This window comes from Janthinobacterium sp. C22 (assembly GCF_057919405.1).
In genome coordinates, this window is the sequence record NZ_CP193659.1 from 2,349,777 (window position 1) to 2,375,767 (window position 25,991).

Consider the following 25,991-nt stretch of genomic DNA (forward strand, 5'->3'; position numbering starts at 1 on the left):
AGAAAGAATTGTTTAGGGCTGGGGCACGGCCAGCGGCGCCGCTTCCATCTCGCCGCTCACTTCCTGCAAGCCGCGCGCCAGGCTGGAGATGCTGGGGTTGTCAATGAAGACGCAGCGCTTGCCCGTGCGCTTGCAATAATCCTTCACGCGCCAGTAGGCGCTGTGGCTGATGCAGCCCGTCTGGCATATCACCAGGTCGGCGGCCGCCAGGCTCGAGTCGAGCAGGTTGGCATTGTCTTCCAGGCCGCCGTCGTGGTGGGCGAACTGCGCGCCCACGCGCTCGATCAGGGCGCGGTAGGTGGCGACGTTGCCGCTGCGCCCGCCCACGCACAAGACGCTTTGATCGACGAGGCGGATCGGCATTTTCAGCTTGCCGCCCGTCGGCACTTCCAGCTTCGGCGCCGGTGGCGGCACGGCGGCGGCCGGGCGCGGCTGGGCCTGTTTCAATTCGGCGATTTGCTGGCGCAATTCCTTTTCGCGCTCATCCATTTGCGCCAAGCGTTCGACCAGGCGCGTGCGCGATTCCAGCGCGGGAATCGCGGCCTGTAATTGCGCCAGCTCAAAGCGCAAGCCGTCGATCACGCTATCCTTGCCGATCGATTCGGCACGCGTGCGCAGCAGCACGGCTTCCTGGCGTTCCAGCTCGCCCGTCTTTTCCATCAGCGCGGCCTGGCTGCGTTGTTGCAGCTTGGCCAGTTCCTGCATCAGGCGCGTGTTTTCTTCCTGCAAGGCCGTAAATTTGCCCATGTCGGCGCGCACGCAGGCGCCGGCCTGGTGCTGGATCATGTGCAAGTCGCGGCACATCTGCTCTTCCAGCTCGGCGTCGCAGCGCGGGTGGGTCAGGCCGGCCCAGAAGGCGCCCGACACGTCGCCGTTGGCGACGGCCGTGCGCCACAGTTGCGCTACCTGTTCCGTGGTCTTGGCGCCGCGAAAGCGCAGGATCACGGGGGCGTAGCGGCGTTCGAGTTCCTTTTGCAGCGCCTCGGACAGGCGGTTGCGCGCGCCGCATTCCGTCACGGCGCCCACGTGCACTTCGTAGTCGTCGGCCAGCACGCGCCCGCCCGTCATCTTGCCCACCAGCTTGCGCAGATAGCCCAAGGGCAAGCCCACGCCGACCAGCGGACAATGGCAGGTATGCGACAGTTCCCACAGCCGGCGGCGGCGAGAAGCGAGCGCGGCCGTTTCCGTGCCGGCGTGGGCGCAATTGCTGATGACGGGCAGGGACTGGTCTTTGTCACACATGGCGGTATCCTGTTGGGCGGTGGGGCGGCGGTGGAAGATAAATCGAAATTATTGCGGCAGGGGCGAGGCAGGCGGCCTGGTGCGCAGCATGCGCGCCAGGCGCTCGAGCAAGGTGGCCTTCGGCGGCGCGGGGCGGTGCAGCGCCACCAGGGCGGCCCATTGCTGCGACAGTTGCTGGCAAGTAGCTTGCAGCACGGGGCCCAGGCCGGGCGAATTCGATAGCACATGCAGATGGCGTTCGATGACACCGGCCAGTTTCTCGCAGGGACTGCCCGCATGGTAGTGCGACATCAGGTGCAGCACGGCCGACAGCAGCAATTCAGGCTGTTGGCCTTGCGGGGAGGGAAACATCGGGGAAGGTCGGTCGTTCGCCATCAAACACTCCTGTGCGGTGGTTTGGCTGGCTGCGCGCACGGGGCGCGACTGGCTGGCGAGTGTGGTGACTGGCTGCCGTGCTGCTTCAGGCAGTCAGGATCAGCTTGTTCAATTGGGTGACGCGCAGACGATAGATCTTGCCGCTGTGCTCAATTTCCACTTCGCGGCCCTGCTGCAGCAGCGCTTCGCTGGTGATGCGGCGCGCCGGCTGGGCCATGCTGACGGGAGGACGGACGTGGGCAGTAGCGACATCCTGGATCAAGGCTGGTTTTGAGCTTTGCATGTTGGGCTTTCTTTATCTCAGTTGAGAATGATTCGTATTTGCATTATTGTTGAATGTGGCCCGAAAAGCAAGGCTTATTTGTGCGGAATCCGCGCTTTTTTGCGATGGGATGGCAGCGTCGAGGATGGCGCTGCACAAAGGCGGCCGCGGGCGCGGCGCGGCAGCAAAAGACCCGGCCAAGGCGGTGCGCGCCTCGGCCGGGTCAAGCCTGTGCCAAGCTGGAAGAAATCGGGCGTACTTAGATGGTGGCCAGCAATTGCGCCGAGGCGGTGGCGGCCGCGGTGCTGTCGGCCTTGAGCTTGGCGGCGGCCAGCTGCTTGGCGCGCGAGCGCGAAGGCGGCAGGCGGCGCAGGGTTTTCAGGGCGTCCGGATCCTTGATGCCGATGGTGCGCTGGTCAACCGTGATCAGGCCGATTTCATTGAAGGCGGACAAGGTGCGGCTGACCGTTTCCAGGGTCAGGCCCAGGTAGCTGCCGATTTCATGGCGCGTCATGCGTAGATTGAACAGCTTGCTCGAGTAGCCCATCTGCGCGAAGCGGTCGGCCAGCGAGACGAGGAAGCGCGCCACGCGGGCTTCGGCGCTGAGGGCGCCCAGCATGCCGATCATCGCCTGTTCGCGCACCAGTTCGCGGCTCATCACGCCGTACATGACGTTTTCCAGTTCCAGGTGGACACGTCCCAGCGCCGTCAGCTTCTTGAACGGCAGCAGGATCAGGTCGCAGTCGGACAGGGCTACCGCTTCCGAGGAGTAATGGCGCGAGTGGATGCCGTCCACGCCCAGCATGTCGCCCTTCATGGGAAAGCTGAGTACCTGTTCATTGCCGAATTCGTCGATGAGCACGGTTTTCAGGAAGCCCGAATTGACGATGTACAGGGTGTCGAACGGCTGGCCGATGGTGTGCACGCGCTGGCCCGTCTTGAATTGCACGTGCTGGAACAGCAGTTCGTCGGCGGCGATGGTGCAGGCGCTGGAGATATGCAGCAGATCGCACACCTCCTTCAGGTTCGACCATAGCCGCCCCTGGCGCTGGCGCCCGGCTTCCATCGGAGAGGAGGGGGCCAGCGATGGGGCGGCGGCGCGGGTTTCAGGCGTTTGCGTGGACAGCATGTTCATCTCCTGGTGACAGGTAGTTCAGAGTTGAATAACAGGGTGCGCAGGACGGCGGGCGGTGAAGGGGCGGCGCGCGTCCAGGCAGGTAAAGCTCAATTCGCTGACGACTTGCTGTGTGATGAAATAACTTCCCAGCAACTTGATTACTGGTTTCAGTATGCCAACAACCGTATGCAATTAATATCAGCAGTGGCTGAATATGGGAGTAAGAGCTACGGTAGGGAGGGTAGGATTGTTCCTACAGAGGACGCGCGGGCGCGCGTCGCGGGGCTTACGTCTTGAAGGGGGAGAGCAGGCGGTGCGCCACGGCATACTGCACCATTTCCGACAGCGAACTCATGCCCATTTTTTGCATGATGCGCGTCTTGTGCGTACTCACCGTCTTGACGCTCAGATGCAGGTTGTTGGCGATTTCCGTGATCGACTTGCCCGCCACCAGCAGGGAAAACACTTCGAACTCGCGGTCCGACAACTGTTTGTGCAGCAAGCTTTCATTCGGCATCATGATGTTGAGCACGAGCTGCTCGGCCACCTCGGCGCTGATGTAGGGGCGCCCCGACGCCACCTTGTGGATGGCGCCCACGAGCTGGGTACCCGCGCTTTCCTTGGTCAGATAGCCTTGCGCCCCGGCGCGGATGGCGCGCACCGCATATTGCTCTTCCTCGTGCATGGTGAGGATCAGGATGGCCAGCTTGGGCGCCTCGCTGCGGATTTGCCGGATCAGGTCGACACCGCTGCGGCCCGGCATCGACAGGTCGAGCAGCAACAGGTCGAAGCCGCCCTGGCGTACGTGGTTGAGCACTTCAAAGCCGTCGATGGCCTCACCCACGATATCGATGTCCGGCGCGCCGTCAAGGATGCGCTTCAATCCTTCTCGCATGATGGTGTGGTCGTCGGCAATCACAATACGTATCATAGGCGGGCAATCTGGAGGGTGTCCGTCGCCGGACAATCATATGTTGAGAAACGAGAAATGTTGTCATTTTAACTGAAATGGCCGCAAGTTTGCCTTTTACTTCATGTGCCGGCAGCGGCGGCCCCGTGGCCATGTGACCGTTTATTTCGTTGCGGGTTCCTTGATCAGCCTATGCACGAGCACCGGCAATTTCGAGTGCGACAGCACTTTATTGGTGACGCTGCCCAGCAGCAACTGCCCCCAGCCGCTGCGGCCGTGCGAGCCCATGAAAATCAGGTCGCAATGCTGCAATTGCGCCACTTCCACGATTTTCAGGGCCGGGCTGTCGGAAAAGGCCGTCAAGCCCGTCGCTTCCAGGCCCCGCTTGGCGGCGGCGTCGAGGATGGGCTGCCAGTGGTCGGCGCCCGCCTTGCGCATGGCGATGCGGTATTCCTCTTCGCTGGGATAGCTTGGCGGAATGATCTCGATGTACACCGGGTACTGGTATTCGGGCGCCACGTACAAGGCAAGGATGTCGGCGTGCATCTGTTCGGCAAAGGCAACGCCGGCACAGGCCGTCAAGTTGGAGACGGTGGAGCCGTCCGTGGCGATCAGAATTTTCTTATACATGGCAGCTCCTTTGGCGGTGACTCGGCGCGCGCAACGCCTCTTATTGTAGACGCGGCGGCAGCATTGTATTCATGTAAAGACTTGATAATTATCAACACAACTGCACCTTCAGTATAGACAACATTGGCAGAAAGATCGTATTTGGCTGCAACGATATCGATGCGGCGCTGTTGCGCAGGCGCCCGCAGGCAGGATTTCTTGTGCGGCGCGTGGTCTTGCACGCACGCCAATGGTAGTATTTCAAAATACAACAGCAGGAACAGTTATTTCCTGGTGGAAAAGCTCTTATGCAGCAGCTTTGCACCAGGAAGCGCGTTTTGAGATTTACCAACAGGGCGGCGCCCTGCTACACTCGCACCATCGCAGCGGTATTGCCTCAAATCATCTTAATCGAGAAATTGCGGGTATCAGTCTGTAAAACGCACAGTTCAGGCGGAATTTTGACAAATTATGGAGAAGCAGGGATATGACCAACGCCGCTGATGATTTCGATGCATTATTCGATGAAGTATCTGCGCAAAGTGCGGCCGCGGCTCAGCCCGCACCTGCCGCCGCGCCCGCTCCCGCCGTGATTGCGGACGACGATTTCGACGCGCTGTTCGACTCCGTGTCGGCCAGCGCCGCCGTGCCGGCAGCCGCAGCGGCGCCCGTGGTGGCCGCGCCGGAAGCGGCGCCCGCCGCCAGCGCCGACGCGCCCGGCGACGCGGCCGATCCCGTCGACCAGTCCGACAAGCCGATGTTCGAGCGCCTGGGCGGCATTGTGCGCCTGCTGCACGATTCGCTGCGCGAACTGGGCTACGACAAGGCACTGACGGAAGCGTCGTCGCAGATCGTCGACGCCCAGGACCGCCTGGAGTATGTCGCCACCCTGACGGAGCAGGCCGCCAACAAGGTCTTGAACACGCTCGACGAAGGCATGCCGGCGCAGGATGTGCTGTCGAAGAAAGCCAAGGACATGGATGGCCGCTGGACGGCCCTGTTCGACGGCAAGCTGAGCCTGGAAGAATTCAAGGCCCTGGCCGGCGATTCGCGCCAGTTCGCGCAAGCCGTTGCCGAAGCGACGGAAGCGGAAAAAGCGCGCTTGCTGGAAATCATGATGGCGCAGGACTTCCAGGACATCACGGGCCAGCTGATCAAAAAAGTAGTCAACATCACCAAGACGGTAGAGCACGAGTTGGCTCAGCTGCTGCGCGACAACGCGCCGGCCGAGGTGCGCGAAAAGCTGGCACAGAAGCAGGATGCGCCGCTGATGCAGGGCCCCTCCGTGCCGTCGGTGGCGCTGGACCAGGATAATGTAGACGACCTTCTTGCGGATTTGGGATTCTAATGGACGATATGCTCAAGGATTTCGTCGTTGAGGCGATGGATCTTGCGGTTAATGTTGAAGAGCACTTATTGCGCCTCGAGCGCGATCCTGACAACAAGGAAACACTGAATGCCGTGTTTCGTTCCTTCCACACCATCAAGGGCGGCGCCGGCTTCATGGGTCTGCCCGCGCTGGTGGCGGCCTGCCATCTGACGGAAAACCTGTTCGACGCCTTGCGCACGGGCGCCGCGCCCGTGACCCCGATCGCCATCGAGGCGGCGCTGCAAGCGTCCGGTTTCGTGGCCGACCAGCTGACGGAACTGGCCAATGGCGCCGCGCCGGAAAGCTTGCCGGCCATGCCGGAAGAGCTGGAACACATCCTGACGAACGCCATCGAAGGCAAGGGCATGGATGCGCCTGCGCCGGCCGCCGCCGTGGTGGCGGAAGCGGCCGTGGCCGTTGCCGAGGTCGCCGAAGTCGTTGTCGCCGCGCCGGCCGCTGCCGCCGCCGTTTCCACGGCCAGCGCCGATGGCCTGGACTGGGAGGCGATGTACAACGCCGTCGTGCCGGCCGCCAGCCAGATCGCTGCGGCACCCGTGTCCGCCGTCGCTGCTGCGCCAGCCGCCGCGCCTGCCGCTGCCGCCAAGCCGGCCGCCAAGGCCTGGGATGGCGCGGAACGCCGCGAAGAACGTCCGGAAGTGCGCCATGCCGCGCCCGTCAAGGAAGACAGCATCCGCGTCGACGCCGTCAAGCTCGACGCCCTGCTGGAAGTGGCCGGCGAATCCGTGCAGGCCGCCAACCAGGCTGCCGTGCTGCTCGAGCGCCTGCTGCAATTCAAATTCGAAGGCCAGGCCGCCACCCTGATGGCGACCCTGGCGGAAACCCTGGAACGCGCCTCGCGCTACTCGACGGAACTGCAGCGGGCCACCCTGGCCACGCGCATGCAGCCAGTGGGCCGTTTGTTCCAGAAATTCCCGCGCCTGGTGCGCGAACTGGCGAAAGACCTGGGCAAGGACGTCGAGCTGACCATCGAGGGCGCGGAGACGGAAGTCGACCGCGTCGTGGTGGACAGCCTGTACGATCCGCTCGTGCACATGCTGCGCAACTCGCTCGACCATGGCGTCGAATCGCCGGAAGCGCGCCTGGCCGCCGGCAAGCCCGCCAAATCGTATATTTCGCTGAAAGCCTGGCAAGAGGCCAACAGCGTCATGATCGTGCTGCAGGATGACGGCAAGGGCATGGACCCGGTCTTCTTGCGCAGCAAGGCCCAGCAAAAGGGCTTGATCAGCGAAAACGCCCAGTTGAGCAACGACGAATGCTTCCAGCTGGTATTCCTGCCGGGCTTCTCGACCAAGGAAGTCGCGTCCAGCGTTTCCGGACGCGGCGTGGGCATGGACGTGGTGAAAACGGCCGTGGAGAAAAACCGCGGCGCCATCCACATCGAATCCATGCTGGGCAAGGGCACCAAGTTTGCCATCCGCCTGCCGATCGAACTGTCGATCGTGCCGACCATGCTGGTGTCGACCTCGGGCGCCGCGCTGGCGCTGCCGATGGCCGTGGTGCAGCGCGTCGTCGAATTGCCGGAAACCTTCATGGAAGTGGGCGGCGCGCCCGTGCTGAAAGACCAGGGCCGTCCATTGCCCGTGCGGTCGCTGGCCGGCGCCCTGGGCTACGAATCGTGCAGCGAGCGCGTCGGCATCGTCGTCGCCGCGCCACAGCCGTATATCCTGGCCGTCGCAGCCGTCGATGGCACGGCCGACCTGGTGATCAAGCCGATGACGGCCATCACCGTGGAAGGCATCACGGGCACGGCCCGTTCGGCAGAAGGCGAACTGGTGCTGGTGGTGGGACTGTCCTTCCTGATGGACGGCTGCCGCGGCACGGTACGCATGGCGGCGTAAGCTCTGCTTGGAAAAATCAAGCCCGCTGCGGAGATTGCGCAGCGGGCTTTTTTATGCGCCGTCCGGCCGCAGCGTGCCGCCTTCCAGCCAGCGCTGCACGCGCACGATTTCCTGGGCGCGCTCCGCCTCGTCTTTCGGCGGCGGCAGGTAGATGTCGGGCATGATGCCGCCCAGGTCCACCTGCAGCTGCGGCAGGCGGGCCGAGCGCGAGGTGGCGTAGGCCAACTGGCGCAGGCCTGAAGGCAGGGATTGCATGCGCAGGTTCGAATAATCGAGCGCGCCACCGCTGTTGCGCCCGATCAATTTCACATGAAAGCTTTGCCGCGCCGCCAGCAGGAATTCTTCGCAGGAGCTGGCGCAGTCGCGGTCGACCAATACCGCCACCCTGGACGGCTGTACTGCCTGGCCAGACACACTCGCATAGCTGACAGGCCCGTTGGTGCTTTGCGCCACGAACTGGCCGGGCTGCACGCTGCGCATGCGGGTGACGGCCAGTGCCATATATTTCGTGCAGGTGGCATCGCCGGGAGCGTATAGCGCGCAGATGTTTTCCTGGCTGGCGATATTGGCCGGCGTGGACAGCCATTCACCACCGATATTGACGCTCTCGCCTGAAGCTAGCCATGGCAGCAAGGGCGCATATGTGCTGTCGCTGCCGCCGTTGTTGCGCCGCACATCGATAATCCAGTTTCGACGGCTGGCCAGTTCGTCGCGCTTGCTTTCCAGTAAATCAGTGATGAGCCCGGCGTACCCCGGGAAAAAACTCGGTAAGGTCAGCAGCGCCGTGTGCGGCGACAGCAGCTGCAGCGATGGCGCCCTGTCATCGGTGGTGGCCGTTGGCGCGGCGGTTGAGGATGGTGCTGCAACTGGTGTCTCATGCTTCAGCGCACCGGTCGGCATGATCTGCAGGTGGCCTTTGCGCCACTGGCTCAGGTAACCGGACAGTACCGTATTGCAGGCAGCATCATCGTTCACCCTGGCCGCCGCGGTGCTGGCGCTGGCCAATGCCTGATCGAAATACGCTTGACCTTTTTGTGCCAGATGCTGGCGCGCGCCAGTATCGTTTTCCAGCAAAAAGGCGGGAAGGACGCGCAAGTCCTGCAGGCAGGTCTCGCCCGGTGTGGCCGCTTGCGTACGGCTGACTGTCAAAGTAGCCAGGAGCGTGGCGGCGAAAAAACACAGTCTCATCAGCACAGTCTTTCCTGAAATTGTTGTCGAAATACAATACACGAAAAATTAAAGAAAAAGTATCGATTCCTGGCCGCGCCGTGGCTCGTTCGGCGGCCTGCACGCAGATGTGGCCGCCATGTCGCCGATATGCCGATATCGGCAATTTACAGCTCATATCCAACAATGTGGCCAAACTTTGTATCGCCAATCCCACGCTTTTGCCTGTTTCGGTTCTGTGTCGTTCAATATATGGCATAATCCTTGTGGATCACCGTATGACCTGGTATCACTTGATCACTTACTACAGGCTGTGGCAACGCTGCATAAATCATGATGAAGACGCTTTACGACAAACTCTGGGAATCCCACGTTGTTCGGGCCGAAGATGATGGCACGACAATTTTGTACATCGACCGGCACTTGCTGCACGAAGTCACCAGCCCGCAAGCCTTCGATGGCCTCAGCGTGGCGGGTCGCCAGCCGTGGCGCATTTCCGCCAACCTGGCCGTGGCCGACCATAACGTGCCCACCACCAGCCGGGTCGACGGCATTCTTGATCCCGTCTCGCGCCTGCAGGTGGAAACCTTGGACAAGAACGCCAAACACTACGGCTTGACCTACTTCAATATGAACGACAAGCGCCAGGGTATCGTGCACGTGATCGGCCCCGAACAGGGTGCGACCCTGCCCGGCATGACGGTCGTCTGCGGCGATTCGCACACATCCACGCACGGCGCGTTCGGCGCGCTGGCGCACGGCATCGGCACGTCCGAAGTGGAACACGTGCTGGCCACGCAGACCTTGCTGCAAAAGAAATCGAAGTCCATGCTGGTGCAGGTCGACGGCGCCTTGCCGGCGGGCGTGACGGCGAAGGACATCGTGCTGGCCATCATCGGCAAGATCGGCACGGCCGGCGGCACCGGTTACTGTATCGAGTTCGGCGGCTCGGCCATCCGCGCCCTGTCGATGGAAGGCCGCATGACGGTGTGCAACATGGCCATCGAGGCGGGCGCGCGCGCCGGCATCATCGGCGTCGATGACACCACCATCAATTACGTCAAGGGCCGTCCGTTTTCGCCGGCCGGCCCGCATTGGGAACGCGCCGTCGCCTACTGGCGCACCCTGCATTCGGACCCGGGCGCCCGCTTCGACCTCGTCGTCACGCTCAACGCACAAGAGATCGAACCGCAAGTGACCTGGGGCACCTCGCCCGAGATGGTGGTCGGCATCGATGGCCGCGTGCCGGATCCGGACAATGAGAAAGACAGCGTCAAGCGCGACGCCATCGAAAAGGCGCTCGTCTACATGGCGCTGAAGCCGAACACGCCGATCTCGGACATCCGCATCGACAAGGTCTTCATCGGTTCCTGCACCAATTCGCGCATCGAGGATCTGCGCGCGGCCGCCGCCGTGGTACGCGGCAAGTACCGCGCCTCGAATGTCACCCTGGCGCTGGTGGTGCCCGGTTCCGGCCTGGTGAAAGACCAGGCCGAGCGCGAAGGCCTGGACCGCATCTTCAAGGATGCCGGCTTCGAGTGGCGCGAGCCGGGCTGTTCCATGTGCCTGGCCATGAATGCGGATCGCCTGGAACCGGGCGAGCGCTGCGCGTCCACGTCGAACCGCAACTTCGAAGGCCGGCAAGGGCAGGGCGGTCGTACCCACCTGGTGTCGCCCGCGATGGCGGCGGCGGCCGGTATCGCGGGCCACTTTGTCGACGTGCGGGGATTGCGATAAGCTGAAGATCTGCGTGGCAACGCAGCGGAAATCAGGGGTCAGACTTGCCGGGGGAATTTTTTCAGTGAGAAAAATTCCGATCCGTAAGGACTGACCTCAGCTTTAAGCCGCTGGGTTACACTGACGCTTCCGGCTTTCTCAAACATACGCATACGAACTCATCATGAAAAAACTCTTCGCCCTCCTCATCGCCACCGTCATCTTGTCCGGCTGCAACACCGTCTCCGGCATCGGCCGCGATGTGCAGAAAGTCGGCCAGGTCGTCACTGGCGCCGGCGGAAAATAAACCGTGACGTGGCGGCGCCCCGCGCCGCGCGTCTTACCGAGTAGAAACAGCATGGATAAATTTACGATTTACGAAGGCCTGGTCGCCCCGCTGGACCGCGCCAACGTCGACACCGACGCGATTATCCCGAAGCAATTCCTGAAATCGATCCACCGCAGCGGCTTCGGCCCCAACCTGTTCGACGAATGGCGCTACCTCGACCATGGCGAACCGGGCCAGGACAACAGCCGCCGCCCGCTGAACCCCGAGTTCGTGCTCAACGAGCCGCGCTACCAGGGCGCCTCGATCTTGCTCACGCGCAAGAATTTCGGCTGCGGCTCCTCGCGCGAACACGCGCCGTGGGCGCTGGACCAGTATGGCTTCCGCGCCATCATCGCGCCCTCGTTTGCCGACATCTTCTTCAATAACTGCTACAAGAACGGCTTGCTGCCCATCGTGCTGTCGGAAAGCCAGGTCGAGCACCTGTTCAATGAAGTCAAGGCCTTCCCCGGCTACAAGCTGGTGGTGGACCTGGAACAGCAGTGCGTGCGCACCAGCAACGGTTCCGTCTCGTATCCATTCGAGATCGATGCCTTCCGCAAATATTGCCTGATGAATGGCCTCGACGATATCGGCCTGACCCTGCGCCACGCCGACGATATCCGCGCCTTCGAAGAACGGCATTTGACCAATCAGCCTTGGCTGGCCAACGTTATCTAAAGATCATTCCATGAAAATTGCAATCTTACCCGGCGACGGCATCGGTCCTGAAATCGTCGCGCAAGCCGTCAAGGTCTTGAATGTGCTGGGCGAATCGTTCGAGCTGGAAACGGCGCCCGTGGGCGGCGCCGGCTATGCGGCCCATGGCCACCCCTTGCCGGAAGGCACCCTGGCCCTGGCGAAAGCGGCCGATGCCGTGCTGTTCGGCGCCGTGGGCGACTACCAGTACGACAAGCTGGAGCGCCAGTTCCGCCCGGAACAGGCGATCCTGGGCCTGCGCAAGAACCTGGGCCTGTTCGCCAACCTGCGTCCGGCCATCTTGTATCCGGAACTGGCGGGCGCCTCGACCCTGAAGCCGGAAGTGGTGTCCGGCCTGGATATTTTGATCATCCGCGAATTGACGGGCGACATCTATTTCGGCCAGCCCCGCGGCGTGCGCGAGTGCCCGGACGGTCCGTTCAAGGGCCAGCGCGAAGGCTACGACACCATGCGCTATGCGGAAGGCGAAATCCGCCGCATCGCCCACGTGGCGTTCCAGGCCGCGCAAAAGCGCGACAAGCGCCTGACCAGCGTGGACAAGGCGAACGTGCTGGAAACCTTCCAGTTCTGGAAAGACATCGTCATCGACGTGCACAAGGAATACCCGGATGTGGCGCTCGATCATATGTACGTCGATAACGCGGCCATGCAGCTGGTGCGGGCGCCGAAGAAATTCGACGTCATGGTGACCGGCAACATGTTCGGCGACATCCTGTCGGACGCGGCCGCCATGCTGACGGGCTCGATCGGCATGCTGCCGTCCGCTTCGCTGGACGCCAACAACAAGGGCCTGTACGAGCCGTCGCACGGTTCGGCGCCCGATATCGCGGGCAAGGGCATCGCCAATCCGCTGGCGACGATCTTGTCGGCCGCCATGATGCTGCGCTATTCGCTGAATCGCGAAGAACAGGCAAACCGCATCGAGGGTGCCGTCAAGCAGGTGCTGGCGCAGGGGTTGCGCACGGCAGACATCCACGAAGCGGGCACGACGTTGGTCGGTACCGAGGCCATGGGCGATGCCGTAGTACGTGCATTAGGATAAAATATTTCAATGACGGCAGTCGCCGTCTCATCTTGAGGAATGGTAATGAAATTAGTTGGCTTGGTAGGTTGGCGCGGTATGGTCGGTTCGGTCCTGATGCAGCGCATGCAGGAAGAGGGCGATTTCGCCCACATCGAACCGGTGTTTTTCACCACTTCGAACACGGGCGGCGCCGCGCCGGCCATGGCGAAGAATGAAACCATCCTCAAGGATGCCAACAACATCGCCGAACTGTCCAAGTGCGACATCATCATTTCCTGCCAGGGCGGCGACTACACGAGCGCCGTTTTCCCGCAGCTGCGCGCTAGCGGCTGGAACGGCTACTGGATCGATGCGGCCTCGACCTTGCGCATGGAAAAAGACGCCGTCATCGTGCTCGACCCCGTCAACCTGCACGTCATCAAGGATGCGCTGGGCAAGGGCGTCAAGAACTACATCGGCGGCAATTGCACCGTGTCGTGCATGATGATGGGCCTGGGCGGCCTGTTCCAGCACGACCTGATCGACTGGATGACGTCGATGACGTACCAGGCGGCTTCGGGCGGCGGCGCGCAGCACATGCGCGAACTGCTGACGCAATTTGGCACCATCAACAGCTCCGTCAAGGCCTTGCTGGAAAACCCCGCTTCCGCCATCCTGGAAATCGACCGCCAGGTGCTGGCCACCCAGCACGGCTATTCCCCGGACGAAATCAAGCAATTCGGCGCGCCGCTGGCCGGCAACCTGATTCCATGGATCGACAAGGACCTGGGCAACGGCCAGTCGAAGGAAGAGTGGAAGGCGGGCGCGGAAACGAACAAGATCCTGGGCCGCGGCATCGACTTTGGCACCAAGGAAATTCCCGTCGACGGCCTGTGCGTGCGCATCGGCGCCATGCGCTGCCATTCGCAGGCGCTGACCATCAAGCTGAAGAAAGACGTGCCGCTCGATGAAATCAACGACATCATCGCCAGCAACAATGAATGGGTGAAATTCGTGCCGAACACGCGCGAAGCGTCCGTGCGCGACCTGTCGCCGGCGGCTGTCACGGGCAGCCTGACGATTCCCGTCGGCCGCGTGCGCAAGATGAGCATGGGCGGTGAATACCTGTCCGCGTTCACCGTGGGCGACCAGTTGCTGTGGGGCGCGGCCGAGCCGCTGCGCCGCATGCTGCGTATTTTGTTGGATGCGTAACAGCCATAAATCAGCAATCAATTGCTGATGCAGATCAAGCCGGGGCTGTTTTCCCGGCTTTTTTCGTGCCGAACCCGTCAAGGCTCAACCATGCGGAGCTTGCATAGCTCTGGGCATGATGATATGTTGATACCTCTGGAAAAGTAACAGTTTTCCCATGTCAACTAAGATGCCGCCAACTATGCCTGTACACACTCGTCCCCGGGTCGCCTCCCTTGCCATTAAAACACTCAGCAGCGCTGTCGCCTGTGCCGTGTTGTTGTCACCGGCGGTATCCGCAGCCGAGCTGGGCAAGATCACGGTGCTGTCCGCCGCTGGCCAGCCGCTGCGCGCCGAGGTCGAATTATCGGCCGTCAAGCCAGGCGAGGCAGCCAGCCTGCTGGCCAAGCTGGCGCCGCCGGAGGCCTACCGCCAGGCCAACGTGGAATTCAATCCCGCGCTGAACGCCTTGACGTTTGCCGTGGAAAACCGCAATGGCAAGCCCTTCATCCGCATCAGCTCGGCGCAGCCGGTGGCCGAGCCCATGGTGGATCTCTTGCTGGAACTGAGCGGCAAGAGCGGTCGCCAGGTGCGCGAATACGCATTCGTGCTCGACACGCCGGAAGCGCGCCAGACGCGCGGCGCGCAAGTGACGGCGCCAGTCGAGCCGGGCAAGGCCAAGCCGGCCGCCGCCGCTGCCGACACCGCGCCGCCGGCGAACAAGGCGGCGGGCGAGTACAAGGTCAAGGCGGGTGACACCCTGAGCCGCATCGCCAGCGAACTGAAGCCTTCGGGCGTGTCGCTCGACATGATGCTCGTCGCCCTGTACCGCGCCAATCCCGATGCCTTCAAGGGCGAGAACATGAACCGCATGCAGGCCGGGCGCATCCTCGCCGTGCCGGGCGCGGACGCCGCGCGCGCCACGGGGGCGGCCGAAGCGAAGGGCATCGTGACGGCGCACGCCATCGATTTCGAAGCCTACCGCAACAAGCTGGCGGGCCAGGTGTCGCAAAGCAAACCGGCCAAGGCGGCAGAGGCGGCGCAAAGCACGGCCGGCAAGATCGGGCCTACCCGCGTGCAGGAAAAGCCGACGGCCGTGAGCGAGTCGCAAGACAAGCTGAAACTGTCGAAGGCGGAGCCGGCGGCCAAGGCGGCCGGCAAGAGCGCCGTCGCCAGCGAGGAAGACAAGATCGCCAAGGCGAAACAGGTCGATGAAGCGGCCGCGCGCGTCAAGGAACTGGAAAAGAACGTCAGCGACCTGGAAAAGCTGATGGCCGTCAAGAGCAAGGCCATGGCCGACAAGAGCGCCCCGGCGCCGGCCAAACCGGCCGAGGCCGCCGCCAGCGCAGCGGCCAGCGCGCCGGCCGAGGCGCAGCCGCCCGTGCCCAAGGCGAAACCGGTGCCGCTGGTGAAGAAACCGTCGCCGCTGGAACCGACGATTACCGACAAGATCAATGACCACCTGGGCGCCATCGGCATCGGCCTCGCCGCGCTGCTGGCAGCCGTGGCGGCGCTGGTGGTCGCGCGCCGCCGCAAGGATGCGCCGCCCGCGCCGGAGAGCGTGGCTCCCGTGTTCGAGCCGGAGCCACCCGTCGCGCCGCCGTCCGGCCTGGCGCCGGAAGACCAGCAGTCCGAAGCGAGCAACCATCTGTTCGGTACGGGCGCCGCCGCTGCCGGCGTGGCCGCGGCGGCGGGCGCCAGCATGCTCGACGCGAATGAAACCGACCCGGTCGCCGAAGCGGACGTGTATATCGCCTATGGCCGCGATGGCCAGGCGGAAGATATCCTCAAGGAAGCCTTGCGCATCCACCCGGAGCGCCATGCGGCCCGCCTGAAGCTGCTGGAAATCTATTCGGCCCGCAACGACGTGCGCGCGTTTGAAGACCAGGCCAGCGAGCTGTACAGCCTGACGCGGGGCCAGGGCGAAGAGTGGCCGCAGGCGGCCGCGCTGGGCCTGGCGCTCGATCCCACCAACCCCCTGTATGGCGATACGGAAGACGACGCCGTGGTCAGCCTGAGCAAGGGTGCCGGTGGCGACGTGCATGGCCAGAGCATGGACTTGCCCGACGATTTGCCGGTTCCTGCGCCGCTGGCCGACCTGGCGCCGGCCGAGCCGGTGGCCTCCGTGGCGGCCCGCGATGCGCGCGATCCCCTCGATTTTGACCTCGACAGCCTCGATTTCGAGCCCGTTTCCACCAGCGACCCGATCGTCATGCCGGGGCCGGACAGCAAGCCGCAGCCGGCCGCGCACGATACGCACGATGCGCACGATGTGCAGTATGACGCCAGCATGGATTTCGGCCTGGACCTGGAGCCGCCTGCCGGCCCCGTCAATGGCGTGGGCGCCGGCTTGACGCCATTGCCTGATCCGTTGAAAGACGTGGACCTGGCCCATTTCGACCTCGACGAACCCGTGGCGCCGGCTGCCGCTCCCGTCGCGGCGGCCGAACCGTCGATCGACAGCCTGTTCGACGATGCGCAGGCGCCGGCCACCTTGCCGGAGGCCATCCCGCCTGCGCAAGAGTTCGATCTGTCCGGCATCGACCTGGACCTCAACGACGGCAAGACGGCCAGCGTGGGCGTGGACGACCCGCTGTCGGCCATCCACATGGAAATGGATACCAAGCTGGACCTGGCGATCGCTTACCAGGAAATCGGCGACAAGGAAGGCGCGCGCGAGCTGATCGATGAGGTCATCAAGGGCGGCAGCGAAGAGCAGGTTGCCAAGGCGAATACCATGCGAGCTTTGCTGAGCTAAGCACCTGATACGACGTCCATGGCGGCGTTGCACGGTCTCGCCGTACTATTCGTACTGTCTTCGACCGCGCGCCTGGCCCTGAATGCCGTCTCAGGCGCTTGTGTGGCCGGGAGGCGGGGCCGCCTTTGCGCCGGTATAATGCTTCGATGCAAAATATTACGACAGCAACGCCATTCAAGCGTATCGTCCTCGGCCTGCAGTACGATGGCACGGCCTGGCACGGATACCAGAAACAGGAAGATGGGCAGACGGTGCAGGACCAGCTGGAAAACGCGCTGGAGCAGTTTGCCCGCGTGCGCCTAGCCACCACCTGCGCCGGCCGCACGGACACGGGCGTGCATGCGCTTGAGCAAGTGGTGCATTTCGATACGGAACTGAACCGCGACGTGCACTCCTGGGTGCGCGGCGTCAACGCCTTCCTGCCGAAATCGATCGCCGTGCGCTGGGCCAAGGAACTCGAAGGCGATCCGACGGTCAATGACTTTTTCCACGCCCGTTTCAGCGCCCGCGCGCGTACTTATCATTATGTGTTGTATAACAACGCCACCCGTTCGCCGCTGGTGGAAGGGCGCGCCGGTTTCTTTTTCCGTCCGCTGGACGTGGAACTGATGCGGCAAGCCGTGCAGCCGCTCTTGGGCTGGCACGATTTCACGGCCTTCCGCGCCGCCCAATGCCAGGCCAAGTCGCCTGTCAAGCTGATGCACGACATCCGCATCGAGCGGCGCGGTGATTGTGTGATTTTCACCATTACGGCCAATGCCTTCCTGCACCACATGGTGCGCAACCTGGTCGGTTCGCTCGTGTATATCGGCACGGGACGGGAAAAGCCGGACTGGCTCGGGCACTTGCTTGAAAGTAAGGATCGCCACGCGGCGGCGCCCACCTTCATGCCGGACGGCTTGTATCTGGCGCAGATCGATTACGATCCGAAATGGGAATTACCGCAAGACAGCAGCAGCGCCTTGCCCTGGTTTTGATCTGCATCAATAAAGGATAGCCATGCCACGCACACGCATCAAGATCTGCGGCCTGACCCGCGTCGAAGACATCCAGGCTGTCGTGGCGGCGGGTGCCGACGCCATCGGCTTCGTGTTTTATCCGAAAAGCCCCCGTTACGTGACGCCCGGGCAGGCCGCCAGCCTGATCGCCGCCGTTCCCCCGTATGTGACGACGGTGGGCCTGTTCGTCAATGCATCCGTGGAAGAAGTGCGGGCGACCCGGGCCGTGGCGCCCTTGTCGCTGCTGCAATTTCACGGCGACGAGACGCCCGAGCACAGCGCGGCGCTCGCCGGCGCCGTGCAGACGCCGTTTACGCAAGTGTTCCGCGTCAAACCCGACACCAGCTTTGAAGATTTGCTAGAATACGAACAGCGCTATCGCGCCGCCAGCCCCTTGTTCTCGAGCCTCTTGCTCGATACCTATGTGGATGCGTATGGCGGTGCAGGAAAGGTATTCGATTGGTCCCTCATTCCAGAAGAACTCGCGCCTCGGGTCGTTTTAAGTGGTGGCTTGAGCGTACAAAACGCGACTGACGCAGTGGTGCGCGTGCGCCCTTACGCCGTCGACATCAGCAGTGGTGTCGAAGCGTCCAAGGGCATCAAGGACGCATCCCGAGTCCGCGCGTTCATCGCCGCGGTGGGGGATGCCGATGCCATCATTGCCAGAGGAAACCACCATGAATGACCATACCACAGCGCCCGGCGCAGCCGCCGCATTGTTCCACGCCACCGATTACCCGTTTCCCGACCTGCGCGGCCATTTCGGCCCGTACGGCGGCTCCTTCGTGGCCGAAACGCTCACGCATGCGCTGGCCGAGCTGAAGGACGCCTATGCGCGCTACAGCGCCGATCCGGAATTCCTGGAAGAATTCCGCTACGAGCTGAAGCACTTCGTCGGCCGCCCGTCGCCCATCTACCACGCCAAGCGCTGGTCCCAGATGGCGGGCGGCGCGCAAATCTATTTCAAGCGCGAAGACTTGAACCACACGGGCGCGCACAAGATTAACAACGTGATCGGCCAGGCCCTGCTGGCCAAGCGCATGGGCAAGCCGCGCATCATCGCCGAGACGGGCGCCGGCCAGCACGGCGTGGCCACGGCCACCATCTGCGCCCGCTTCGGCCTCGAATGCGTGGTCTACATGGGCAGCGAAGACGTCAAGCGCCAGGCGCAGAACGTGTACCGCATGAAATTGCTGGGCGCGACCGTCGTGCCCGTCGAATCGGGTTCGAAGACCCTCAAGGACGCGCTGAACGAAGCCATGCGCGACTGGGTCACCAACATCGAAAACACCTTTTATATCATCGGCACCGTGGCCGGCCCCCATCCGTATCCGATGATGGTGCGCGACTTCCAGTCCGTGATCGGCGAGGAATGCCTGGTGCAGATGCCGGAAATGACGGGCCGCCAGCCCGACTACGTGCTGGCCTGCATCGGCGGCGGCTCGAATGCCATGGGCATCTTTTACCCGTACATCGACCAGAAAGAGGTCAAACTGATCGGCGTGGAAGCGGCCGGCGAAGGGCTGGACACGGGCAAGCATTCGGCATCGCTGACGGCCGGCTTCCCGGGCGTGCTGCACGGCAACCGCACCTATCTGCTGCAGGATGACAACGGCCAGATCATCGAGACGCATTCCGTCTCGGCCGGCCTGGACTATCCGGGCGTCGGTCCGGAACACGCGTGGCTGAAAGATTCCGGCCGCGCGCAATACGTGTCGATCACGGATGACGAGGCGCTGCAGGCTTTCCACGACTGCTGCCATATCGAAGGCATCATCCCGGCCCTGGAATCGTCGCACGCGCTGGCCTACGCGGCCAAGCTGGCGGCTACCTTGCCGAAAGACCAGATCGTGCTGGCCAACCTGTCGGGCCGTGGCGACAAGGACATGCATACCGTGGCGGAGCGCATGGGATTGAATTTCAGTTAAACAACTGTCAATTCTCAATAACGCGTAGGTCGGATTAGCGCGCAAGCGCGTAATCCGACATCCTCCACCGATAAAGAAAGCTCACCATGTCCCGTATCGCCACCACCTTCGCCAATTTAAAATCCAACAACAAGACCGCCCTGGTCACCTTCATCACCGCCGGTGACCCCGGCCCCGACGCCACCGTGCCCCTCATGCACGCGCTCGTCGAGGGCGGCGCCGATGTGCTGGAACTGGGCGTGCCGTTTTCCGACCCCATGGCCGAAGGCCCCGTCATCCAGCGCGCCTGCGAACGGGCCTTGAAATTCAATGTCGGCATCCACGACGTGTTCGGCTATGTGCGCCAGTTCCGTGAAACGAACCAGACGACGCCCGTGGTGCTGATGGGCTATGCCAATCCCATCGAACGCATCGGCAGTGCCGCGTTTATTGATGCAGCGCAAGCGGCCGGCGCCGATGGCGCCATCGTCGTCGACTATCCCCCGGAAGAGTGCGAGGAATTTGCCGGCGCCATGCGCGCGGCGGGCCTCGACCTGATTTTCCTCTTGGCGCCCACCTCGACGGAAGAGCGCATCGCGCAAGTGGCCAAGGTTGGCGGCGGCTTCAGCTATTATGTGTCGCTGAAAGGCGTCACGGGCGCCGGCAACATTGATACGGAACAGGTGGCAGAGCGCCTCGCGGCCATCCGCCAGCATGTAAAATTACCCATCGGCGTGGGCTTCGGCATCCGCGATGGCGCCACGGCCAAGGCCGTTGCCAAGGTGGCCGACGCCGTCGTGATCGGCAGCCGCATCATCCAGGAGATAGAAAATGCGCCGGAAGGGGGGCCGTCGATGCCGTGCGCAGCTTTACGGCAAGCATCCGCGCCGCACTGGACGCCTGAGCAAGCTTGCCGTTTACGCAAGATGCGTTGGCGGCAAAGTTCGACAGCCCGGCGATAAACGGCTACACTTCGGCCACTGATTTGCCTGTTATTGTGCAATAGATAAAATTTTGGGCGGCGCCCCGCGGGGCGTCGCCGTTGACCGTCTGCCGGGGGCGTCCACCGACGCTACCCCTACAAGGGCCCAAGGAGAAAATATGAGTTGGTTGGAAAAACTGCTGCCACCGCGCATCCAGCGTTCAGATGCCGCCGCGCGCAAGACCATGCCGGAAGGCCTGTGGGTCAAGTGCCCGTCGTGCGAAGCCGTGCTGTACCGTACGGATCTGGAATCGAATTTGCACGTCTGCCCGAAATGCGACCACCACATGCGCATCCGCGCGCGCGAACGCCTCGACAGCCTGCTCGACGCGGGCGGCCGCTATGAAATCGGCCAGGAAATCCTGCCCGTCGATACATTGAAGTTCAAGGACAGCAAGAAATACCCGGACCGCCTGAAGTCCGCCATGGAAGCGACGGGCGAGACGGATGCGATGGTCGTCATGGGCGGCGCCATCATGAGCCTGCCAGTGGTCGTGGCGTGCTTCGAATTCGAATTCATGGGCGGTTCCATGGGCTCCGTCGTGGGCGAGCGCTTCGTGCGCGGCGCGCAGATCGCGCTGGAGCAGAAAGTGCCTTTCATTTGCATCACCGCCACCGGTGGCGCGCGCATGCAGGAAGGCTTGCTGTCGCTGATGCAGATGGCGAAAACCACGGCCATGCTGACCAAGCTGTCCGAAAAGAAATTGCCATTCATCAGCGTGCTGACCGACCCGACCATGGGCGGCGTGTCCGCTTCGTTCGCCTTCATGGGCGACGTGGTCATCGCCGAACCGAAAGCCCTGATCGGCTTTGCCGGCCCGCGCGTGATTGAAAACACCGTGCGCGAAAAACTGCCGGAAGGCTTCCAGCGCGCCGAGTTCCTCGTCACCAAGGGCGCCGTCGACATGATCGTCGACCGCCGCAAGATGCGCGAAGAAATCGCCCGTCTGCTGGCCTTGCTGCAAAACCAGGCTGTGGAAGTCTTGGCGTAACGCCAACGTAACAGGCCGGGCGGTGTCCTGCGGATCCGCCCGGTTGCCACGCAACACCGTCTCCGCGCCTCGCGCACTGTCTCCTCATCAAGAAGTCTCCCATGCAAAACCTCCCCACCACCTTGCCGGACTGGCTCGCCCTGCTGGAAAACCGCCATTCGGAAACCCAGATCAATATGGGCCTGGACCGCGTGCAAGCCGTCAAGGCCCGCATGCAGCTCGCTTTTACCTGTCCCGTGATCATGGTGGCGGGCACGAATGGCAAGGGGTCCACCTGCGCCATGCTGGAATCCGTGCTGTTGCGTGCCGGCTACAAAGTGGGGCTGTACATCAAGCCGCATTTTCTCGATTTCAACGAGCGCGCCCGCGTGCTGGGCGAGATGGCCAGCGACGAGCAAATCGTCGCCAGCTTCCAGGCGGTTGAGGCCGTGCGCGGCGACACGCCGCTCACGTATTTCGAATTCACCACCCTGGCCATCCTGCACCTGCTGTCGCAGGCCAAGCTCGACGTGGCCATCCTCGAAGTGGGCCTGGGCGGGCGCCTGGACGCCGTCAACGTGATCGACGCCGACGTGGCCATCGTCACCAGCGTCGATATCGACCACACGGATTATCTGGGCGACACGCGCGAAGCGATCGGCTTTGAAAAGGCCGGCATCTTCCGTCCGGGCAAGGCGGCCATCTGCAGCGATCCCGTGCCGCCGCAGTCGCTGATCGACCATGCCGAGGCCATCGGCGCCGACCTGTGGCTGATGGGCCGCGATTTCAACTATTCGGGCGACAAGCAGCAGTGGAACTACGGCGGGCGCGAGCAGCGCCGCAATTCGCTGGCCTATCCGAGCTTGCGCGGCGCCAACCAGATCCTCAATGCGACGGCCGTGCTGGCCGCGCTGGAAGTGCTGAAGCTGAAACTGCCCGTGGGCGCGCAGGAAGTGCGCACGGGCCTCGTGACGGTGGAGTTGCCGGGCCGTTTCCAGGTCTTGCCTGGCCGCCCCAGCGTGATCCTCGACGTGGCGCACAACCCGCACGCGGCGTCGGCCCTGAATCAGAACCTGGGCAATATGGGTTTCCACCCGTACACCTATGCCGTGTTCGGCTCCATGCAGGACAAGGATATCGATGGCGTGCTGGCCGCGATGAGCGAGCACGTCGACCACTGGTGCCTGGCGGGCCTGCCTTCGCCGCGCGCGGCCACGGCTTCCGAACTGGCCGCCAAGGTGCAGATCATGCTCGAAGATAAGCCCGACAGCAGCGAGCATACTGTGTCTATTTTCGATGATCCGGCACAAGCTTTTGCAAATGCAATGAGCCGGGCCGGTGAGAATGATAGAATTGTGGTCTTTGGTTCTTTCCTCACCGTTGCCGGCGTGATGAAGGCCCGAAAATCCTCACTTCACTGAAACGCACTCGACTGAAAATCACGCATGGGCTTGTTCTCGAAACTGTTTAAAAACAAGCAAGAATCCTCTGGCGAAGACAGCGGCTTTTATGTCCCTGGCGAAGCGCAGTCGCCGACCCGCAAGCGCGCCGCCAACACTTCCGGTGGCGGCGGATCGCGCCGTGGCGGCAAGGAAGCGCCGGACCCGGTCTTGCCTGAAAAAAGCGCGCACGCCGCCGCCTGGTCGGGGCCATCGCCCTGGCCCTGGGCGTGGCCGTCGGCTTGCCGATGCTGCTCGATTCCGAGCCGAAAGCCCCGTTCAACGATATCGCCATCGACATTCCGTCGAAGGAAAAGGCTGCGCCTGCACCGGCGCCCGTGCCGGCCGTGCCGGCCCGGGCGGCAGCGGATGGCCTGGACCAGTCCGAGGAAATCGTCGACGCGCCGCTGCCGCCCGCGGCCAAGCCGGCAGCGGCGCCGGCGCCCGTGCTGGCCGCCGCCCAGCCTGCGCCGGTCAAACCGGCCTACGTGGAACCGAAACCCGAGCCCAAGCCCGAACCGAAACCTGTCAAGGTGGAGCCGAAACCGGAACCGAAATCCGAGCCGAAGCACGAAGCCAAGCCGGAGCCGAAACACGAGCCCAAGCCCGAGTCCAAGCCGGAACCCAAGCATGAGGTAAAACCGGAAGCCAAGCCCGAAGCGAAGCCTGCCAAGCCGGCGCAATCGGCCGACGATGCCGCGCGCGCGCTGGCTATCCTGGAAGGCAAGCCGCAAGAAAAAGCGCAAGACAAGCCCCACGACGCCGGCAGCGGCAAGTTCGTGGTGCAGGTGGCGGCGCTGGCGACGCAGGACAAGGTCGATGAATTGCAGGACAAGCTGCGCGAAGCGGGCATCAAGTCGTACACGCAGAAAGTCTCCAGTCCGGCGGGCGAGCGCATCCGTGTACGGGTTGGCCCGTTCGGCAGCCGCGAAGATGCGGAAAAGACGCGCGCCAAGCTGCAAAAGCTGGGTCTGGGCGGCTCGCTGGTGCCGGCGTGACGATACAAGGCTGAACGCGCGTGACGATCTTCGATTACCTGGTGCTGTTCGTACTGGTGACGTCCGTGCTGATCAGCATGATGCGCGGCCTGGTCAAGGAAATACTGTCATTGGTCAGCTGGATCGTGGCATTCGTCATCGCCAACGCCTATGGCGCCACCCTGGCGAAATTCCTGCCGGAAGCCGTGCCGGGCGAAGCCATCCGTTTGCTGCTGGCCTTCGTGGTGCTGTTCATCGGCGTGCGCATTTTGATGGGATTGCTGTCCATGACGGTCGACGCCCTCGTCAAGGTGACGGGCCTGAGCCTGGCCGACCGCACCCTGGGCAGCCTGTTCGGCGTGGCGCGGGGCCTTGTGATCGTGCTGACCGCCGTCATCTTGTGTGGCATGACGTCCATACCGCAGCAGCCATTCTGGAAAAACGCGCAGCTCAGCCCGCTCGCGGAGCAGGGCGCGCGCGCCATCAAGCCTTATCTGCCTGCCGCTTACGCGCAGCATGTGAAATTTTGAATTTTTTTAAAATCAGTAGCACAGTTTAGGAGCACACCATGTGTGGCATCGTCGGCGTCGTTTCCCATCAACCTGTCAATCAATTGCTCTATGATGCATTGTTGCTCCTGCAACATCGCGGTCAGGATGCGGCAGGGATTGCGACCAATCACAGCAGTATGTTTTCCATGCACAAGGCCAACGGCCTCGTACGTGACGTCTTCCGTACGCGCAACATGCGTTCGCTGCAAGGCAATTCGGGCATCGGTCATTGCCGCTATCCGACGGCCGGTTCGTCGAGCGAAGAGGAAGCGCAGCCGTTCTATGTGAATGCGCCGTTCGGCATCACCCTGGCGCACAACGGCAACCTGACCAACTGGGAACAGTTGAAGCTGGAAATGTTCAAGAACGACCGCCGCCACATCAATACCGATTCCGATTCGGAAGTGCTGCTCAACGTGCTGGCGCATGAAATCCAGGAAGCGACGACGGGCCTGAACCTGGACCCGGAAGCCATCTTCAAGGCCGTTACCGTACTGAACCGCCGCGTCAAGGGCGGCTACGCCGCCGTCGCGCAAATCGCCGGCGTGGGCTTGCTGGCCTTCCGCGACCCGCACGGCATCCGCCCGCTGTGCCTGGGCATCAATGAAACGGAGCAGGGACCCGAATACCTGATCGCTTCCGAATCCGTGGCCCTGGAAGGCATGGGCTTCCGCTTCGTGCGCGACATCGGTCCCGGCGAAGCCGTCTTTATCGACGCCGACAAGCAATTGCATAGCGCCCAGTGCGCCGACAACGCCAGCCTGAACCCATGCGTGTTCGAGTTCGTCTACCTGGCCCGTCCCGATTCCGTCATCGACGGCGCCTCCGTATACGCCACGCGCCTGAAAATGGGCGAATACCTGGCCGAGAAGATCCGCACCGAACTGCCCGGCGTGCATATCGACGTGGTCATGCCGATTCCCGATTCCTCGCGTCCGGCCGCCATCCAGCTGGCCATGGCGCTGAACATCGAGTACCGCGAAGGTTTCATCAAGAACCGCTACATCGGCCGTACCTTCATCATGCCGGGCCAGGCGGCGCGCAAGAAATCCGTGCGCCAGAAGCTCAACGCGATCCCGTCCGAGTTCAAGGATAAAGTCGTGTTGCTGGTCGACGATTCCATCGTGCGCGGCACCACCAGCCGTGAAATCGTGCAGATGGCGCGTGAAGCGGGCGCGACGAAAGTCATCTTCGCCTCGGCCGCGCCGCCGGTCATCTACCCGAACGTGTACGGCATCGACATGCCGACGCGCGACGAGCTGATCGCCTACGGCCGCACGACGGAAGAAGTGTGCCGCGAAATCACGGCCGATTACCTGGTCTACCAGGATATCGGCGCCCTGAAGCAGGCGATCGCCGACGTCAACCCGGCCCTGGTCAACTTCGAGGCTTCGTGTTTCGACGGCGTCTACGTGACGGGCGACGTGTCGCAGGAATACCTGGACCGCCTGGAATATGCGCGCCACCATCCGAAGGCGGCGGCGCCCGAAGATACGCCGCGTTCCCAGCTGAACCTGAACCTGGCCACGACAGAAGCGTAATT

The 25,991-nt window shown here is 62.9% G+C and carries 23 protein-coding genes and 1 pseudogene; 17 read left to right on the forward strand and 7 right to left on the reverse strand.

Features of this window, described 5'->3' with window-relative positions:
* Positions 1 to 12: 12 nt before the first annotated feature.
* The 6 genes from ACRHIG_RS10855 to ACRHIG_RS10880 form a co-directional block, all read right to left on the reverse strand.
* A complete protein-coding gene (locus ACRHIG_RS10855) occupies positions 13 to 1,242 on the reverse strand; it encodes a DUF2325 domain-containing protein (RefSeq protein ID WP_489630173.1) in 1,230 nt (409 codons plus the stop codon).
* A 48-nt stretch (positions 1,243 to 1,290) separates the two neighbouring features.
* Positions 1,291 to 1,617 (reverse strand): hypothetical protein, encoded by a 327-nt coding sequence (locus ACRHIG_RS10860; RefSeq protein WP_489630174.1) that lies wholly within the window; start codon positions 1,615 to 1,617, stop codon positions 1,291 to 1,293.
* Positions 1,618 to 1,702: 85 nt separating this feature from the next.
* Entirely contained in the window at positions 1,703 to 1,900 is a 198-nt protein-coding gene (hemP, locus tag ACRHIG_RS10865) for a hemin uptake protein HemP (protein ID WP_489630175.1), read from the reverse strand.
* Between the two features lie 238 nt (positions 1,901 to 2,138).
* Positions 2,139 to 2,945, reverse strand: coding sequence for a Crp/Fnr family transcriptional regulator (locus ACRHIG_RS10870; protein ID WP_475415638.1), 807 nt, complete (start codon positions 2,943 to 2,945; stop codon positions 2,139 to 2,141).
* Positions 2,946 to 3,282: 337 nt separating this feature from the next.
* Positions 3,283 to 3,927, reverse strand: coding sequence for a response regulator (locus ACRHIG_RS10875; RefSeq protein ID WP_034750556.1), 645 nt, complete (start codon positions 3,925 to 3,927; stop codon positions 3,283 to 3,285).
* A 141-nt stretch (positions 3,928 to 4,068) separates the two neighbouring features.
* A complete protein-coding gene (locus ACRHIG_RS10880) occupies positions 4,069 to 4,536 on the reverse strand; it encodes a universal stress protein (protein ID WP_326457199.1) in 468 nt (155 codons plus the stop codon).
* Between the two features lie 466 nt (positions 4,537 to 5,002).
* Here ACRHIG_RS10880 and ACRHIG_RS10885 point away from each other — a divergent pair, with 466 nt between their 5' ends.
* Together ACRHIG_RS10885 and ACRHIG_RS10890 are read left to right on the forward strand one after the other, a co-directional pair.
* The gene (locus tag ACRHIG_RS10885) at positions 5,003 to 5,863 is read left to right on the forward strand and encodes a protein phosphatase CheZ (RefSeq protein WP_489630176.1); all 861 of its coding nucleotides are present in this window, start codon (positions 5,003 to 5,005) and stop codon (positions 5,861 to 5,863) included.
* Positions 5,863 to 7,743 carry a chemotaxis protein CheA gene (locus ACRHIG_RS10890; protein WP_489630177.1) on the forward strand — a complete coding sequence of 627 codons (1,881 nt, stop codon included), beginning with the start codon at positions 5,863 to 5,865 and terminating at the stop codon, positions 7,741 to 7,743. Before ACRHIG_RS10885 ends, ACRHIG_RS10890 begins: the two co-directional genes overlap by 1 nt.
* 51 nt (positions 7,744 to 7,794) lie before the next feature.
* Here ACRHIG_RS10890 and ACRHIG_RS10895 read toward each other — a convergent pair whose 3' ends face one another.
* The gene (locus tag ACRHIG_RS10895; protein WP_489630178.1) at positions 7,795 to 8,892 is read right to left on the reverse strand and encodes a S41 family peptidase; all 1,098 of its coding nucleotides are present in this window, start codon (positions 8,890 to 8,892) and stop codon (positions 7,795 to 7,797) included.
* Positions 8,893 to 9,243: 351 nt separating this feature from the next.
* Here ACRHIG_RS10895 and leuC point away from each other — a divergent pair, with 351 nt between their 5' ends.
* The 15 genes and pseudogenes from leuC to purF all read left to right on the forward strand — a co-directional run bounded on the left by leuC (position 9,244) and on the right by purF (position 25,989).
* Entirely contained in the window at positions 9,244 to 10,647 is a 1,404-nt protein-coding gene (gene leuC, locus ACRHIG_RS10900) for a 3-isopropylmalate dehydratase large subunit (protein WP_475415581.1), read from the forward strand.
* A 163-nt stretch (positions 10,648 to 10,810) separates the two neighbouring features.
* Entirely contained in the window at positions 10,811 to 10,933 is a 123-nt protein-coding gene (locus ACRHIG_RS10905; protein WP_010400408.1) for an entericidin A/B family lipoprotein, read from the forward strand.
* A gap of 51 nt (positions 10,934 to 10,984) precedes the next feature.
* Positions 10,985 to 11,632, forward strand: a complete 648-nt coding sequence (leuD, locus tag ACRHIG_RS10910; RefSeq protein ID WP_489630179.1) for a 3-isopropylmalate dehydratase small subunit — start codon at positions 10,985 to 10,987, stop codon at positions 11,630 to 11,632.
* A 10-nt stretch (positions 11,633 to 11,642) separates the two neighbouring features.
* On the forward strand, positions 11,643 to 12,713 hold the full coding sequence (leuB, locus tag ACRHIG_RS10915) for a 3-isopropylmalate dehydrogenase (protein WP_489630180.1): 1,071 nt from the start codon (positions 11,643 to 11,645) through the stop codon (positions 12,711 to 12,713).
* Between the two features lie 45 nt (positions 12,714 to 12,758).
* A complete protein-coding gene (gene asd / locus ACRHIG_RS10920) occupies positions 12,759 to 13,886 on the forward strand; it encodes an aspartate-semialdehyde dehydrogenase (protein ID WP_475415579.1) in 1,128 nt (375 codons plus the stop codon).
* Between the two features lie 253 nt (positions 13,887 to 14,139).
* Entirely contained in the window at positions 14,140 to 16,623 is a 2,484-nt protein-coding gene (locus ACRHIG_RS10925; protein ID WP_489630181.1) for a motility hub landmark protein FimV, read from the forward strand.
* Positions 16,624 to 16,769: 146 nt separating this feature from the next.
* Positions 16,770 to 17,600, forward strand: coding sequence for a tRNA pseudouridine(38-40) synthase TruA (truA, locus tag ACRHIG_RS10930; RefSeq protein WP_071076099.1), 831 nt, complete (start codon positions 16,770 to 16,772; stop codon positions 17,598 to 17,600).
* 22 nt (positions 17,601 to 17,622) lie between these two features.
* Entirely contained in the window at positions 17,623 to 18,306 is a 684-nt protein-coding gene (locus ACRHIG_RS10935; RefSeq protein WP_475415576.1) for a phosphoribosylanthranilate isomerase, read from the forward strand.
* Entirely contained in the window at positions 18,299 to 19,549 is a 1,251-nt protein-coding gene (gene trpB / locus ACRHIG_RS10940; RefSeq protein ID WP_475415575.1) for a tryptophan synthase subunit beta, read from the forward strand. The genes ACRHIG_RS10935 and trpB overlap by 8 nt, the downstream gene beginning before the upstream one ends.
* An 86-nt stretch (positions 19,550 to 19,635) precedes the next feature.
* Positions 19,636 to 20,432, forward strand: a pseudogene (trpA, locus tag ACRHIG_RS10945) (tryptophan synthase subunit alpha).
* A 197-nt stretch (positions 20,433 to 20,629) separates the two neighbouring features.
* The gene (gene accD, locus ACRHIG_RS10950) at positions 20,630 to 21,502 is read left to right on the forward strand and encodes an acetyl-CoA carboxylase, carboxyltransferase subunit beta (RefSeq protein ID WP_010400390.1); all 873 of its coding nucleotides are present in this window, start codon (positions 20,630 to 20,632) and stop codon (positions 21,500 to 21,502) included.
* A gap of 101 nt (positions 21,503 to 21,603) precedes the next feature.
* A complete protein-coding gene (gene folC, locus ACRHIG_RS10955) occupies positions 21,604 to 22,902 on the forward strand; it encodes a bifunctional tetrahydrofolate synthase/dihydrofolate synthase (RefSeq protein WP_489630182.1) in 1,299 nt (432 codons plus the stop codon).
* 248 nt (positions 22,903 to 23,150) lie between these two features.
* Positions 23,151 to 23,918: an SPOR domain-containing protein gene (locus tag ACRHIG_RS10960; RefSeq protein ID WP_489630183.1), complete on the forward strand. Its 768-nt coding sequence runs from the start codon at positions 23,151 to 23,153 to the stop codon at positions 23,916 to 23,918.
* 20 nt (positions 23,919 to 23,938) lie between these two features.
* Positions 23,939 to 24,427, forward strand: coding sequence for a CvpA family protein (locus tag ACRHIG_RS10965; protein ID WP_077407525.1), 489 nt, complete (start codon positions 23,939 to 23,941; stop codon positions 24,425 to 24,427).
* Between the two features lie 38 nt (positions 24,428 to 24,465).
* The gene (gene purF / locus ACRHIG_RS10970; RefSeq protein WP_475415570.1) at positions 24,466 to 25,989 is read left to right on the forward strand and encodes an amidophosphoribosyltransferase; all 1,524 of its coding nucleotides are present in this window, start codon (positions 24,466 to 24,468) and stop codon (positions 25,987 to 25,989) included.
* Positions 25,990 to 25,991 lie beyond the last annotated feature (2 nt).

Excerpts from the sequence above, each read along its gene's own strand:
- ACRHIG_RS10890 (WP_489630177.1), top strand. The coding sequence starts at position 5,863 with ATGGACGATATGCTCAAGGATTTCGTCGTTGAGGCGATGGATCTTGCG.
- ACRHIG_RS10860 (WP_489630174.1), bottom strand. The coding sequence starts at position 1,617 with ATGGCGAACGACCGACCTTCCCCGATGTTTCCCTCCCCGCAAGGCCAA.
- ACRHIG_RS10885 (WP_489630176.1), top strand. The coding sequence starts at position 5,003 with ATGACCAACGCCGCTGATGATTTCGATGCATTATTCGATGAAGTATCT.
- ACRHIG_RS10880 (WP_326457199.1), bottom strand. The coding sequence starts at position 4,536 with ATGTATAAGAAAATTCTGATCGCCACGGACGGCTCCACCGTCTCCAAC.
- leuC (WP_475415581.1), top strand. The coding sequence starts at position 9,244 with ATGATGAAGACGCTTTACGACAAACTCTGGGAATCCCACGTTGTTCGG.
- ACRHIG_RS10855 (WP_489630173.1), bottom strand. The coding sequence starts at position 1,242 with ATGTGTGACAAAGACCAGTCCCTGCCCGTCATCAGCAATTGCGCCCAC.
- ACRHIG_RS10875 (WP_034750556.1), bottom strand. The coding sequence starts at position 3,927 with ATGATACGTATTGTGATTGCCGACGACCACACCATCATGCGAGAAGGA.
- ACRHIG_RS10905 (WP_010400408.1), top strand. The coding sequence starts at position 10,811 with ATGAAAAAACTCTTCGCCCTCCTCATCGCCACCGTCATCTTGTCCGGC.
- truA (WP_071076099.1), top strand. The coding sequence starts at position 16,770 with ATGCAAAATATTACGACAGCAACGCCATTCAAGCGTATCGTCCTCGGC.
- folC (WP_489630182.1), top strand. The coding sequence starts at position 21,604 with ATGCAAAACCTCCCCACCACCTTGCCGGACTGGCTCGCCCTGCTGGAA.
- leuD (WP_489630179.1), top strand. The coding sequence starts at position 10,985 with ATGGATAAATTTACGATTTACGAAGGCCTGGTCGCCCCGCTGGACCGC.
- ACRHIG_RS10870 (WP_475415638.1), bottom strand. The coding sequence starts at position 2,945 with ATGGAAGCCGGGCGCCAGCGCCAGGGGCGGCTATGGTCGAACCTGAAG.
- leuB (WP_489630180.1), top strand. The coding sequence starts at position 11,643 with ATGAAAATTGCAATCTTACCCGGCGACGGCATCGGTCCTGAAATCGTC.
- trpB (WP_475415575.1), top strand. The coding sequence starts at position 18,299 with ATGAATGACCATACCACAGCGCCCGGCGCAGCCGCCGCATTGTTCCAC.
- hemP (WP_489630175.1), bottom strand. The coding sequence starts at position 1,900 with ATGCAAAGCTCAAAACCAGCCTTGATCCAGGATGTCGCTACTGCCCAC.
- asd (WP_475415579.1), top strand. The coding sequence starts at position 12,759 with ATGAAATTAGTTGGCTTGGTAGGTTGGCGCGGTATGGTCGGTTCGGTC.
- ACRHIG_RS10935 (WP_475415576.1), top strand. The coding sequence starts at position 17,623 with ATGCCACGCACACGCATCAAGATCTGCGGCCTGACCCGCGTCGAAGAC.
- purF (WP_475415570.1), top strand. The coding sequence starts at position 24,466 with ATGTGTGGCATCGTCGGCGTCGTTTCCCATCAACCTGTCAATCAATTG.
- accD (WP_010400390.1), top strand. The coding sequence starts at position 20,630 with ATGAGTTGGTTGGAAAAACTGCTGCCACCGCGCATCCAGCGTTCAGAT.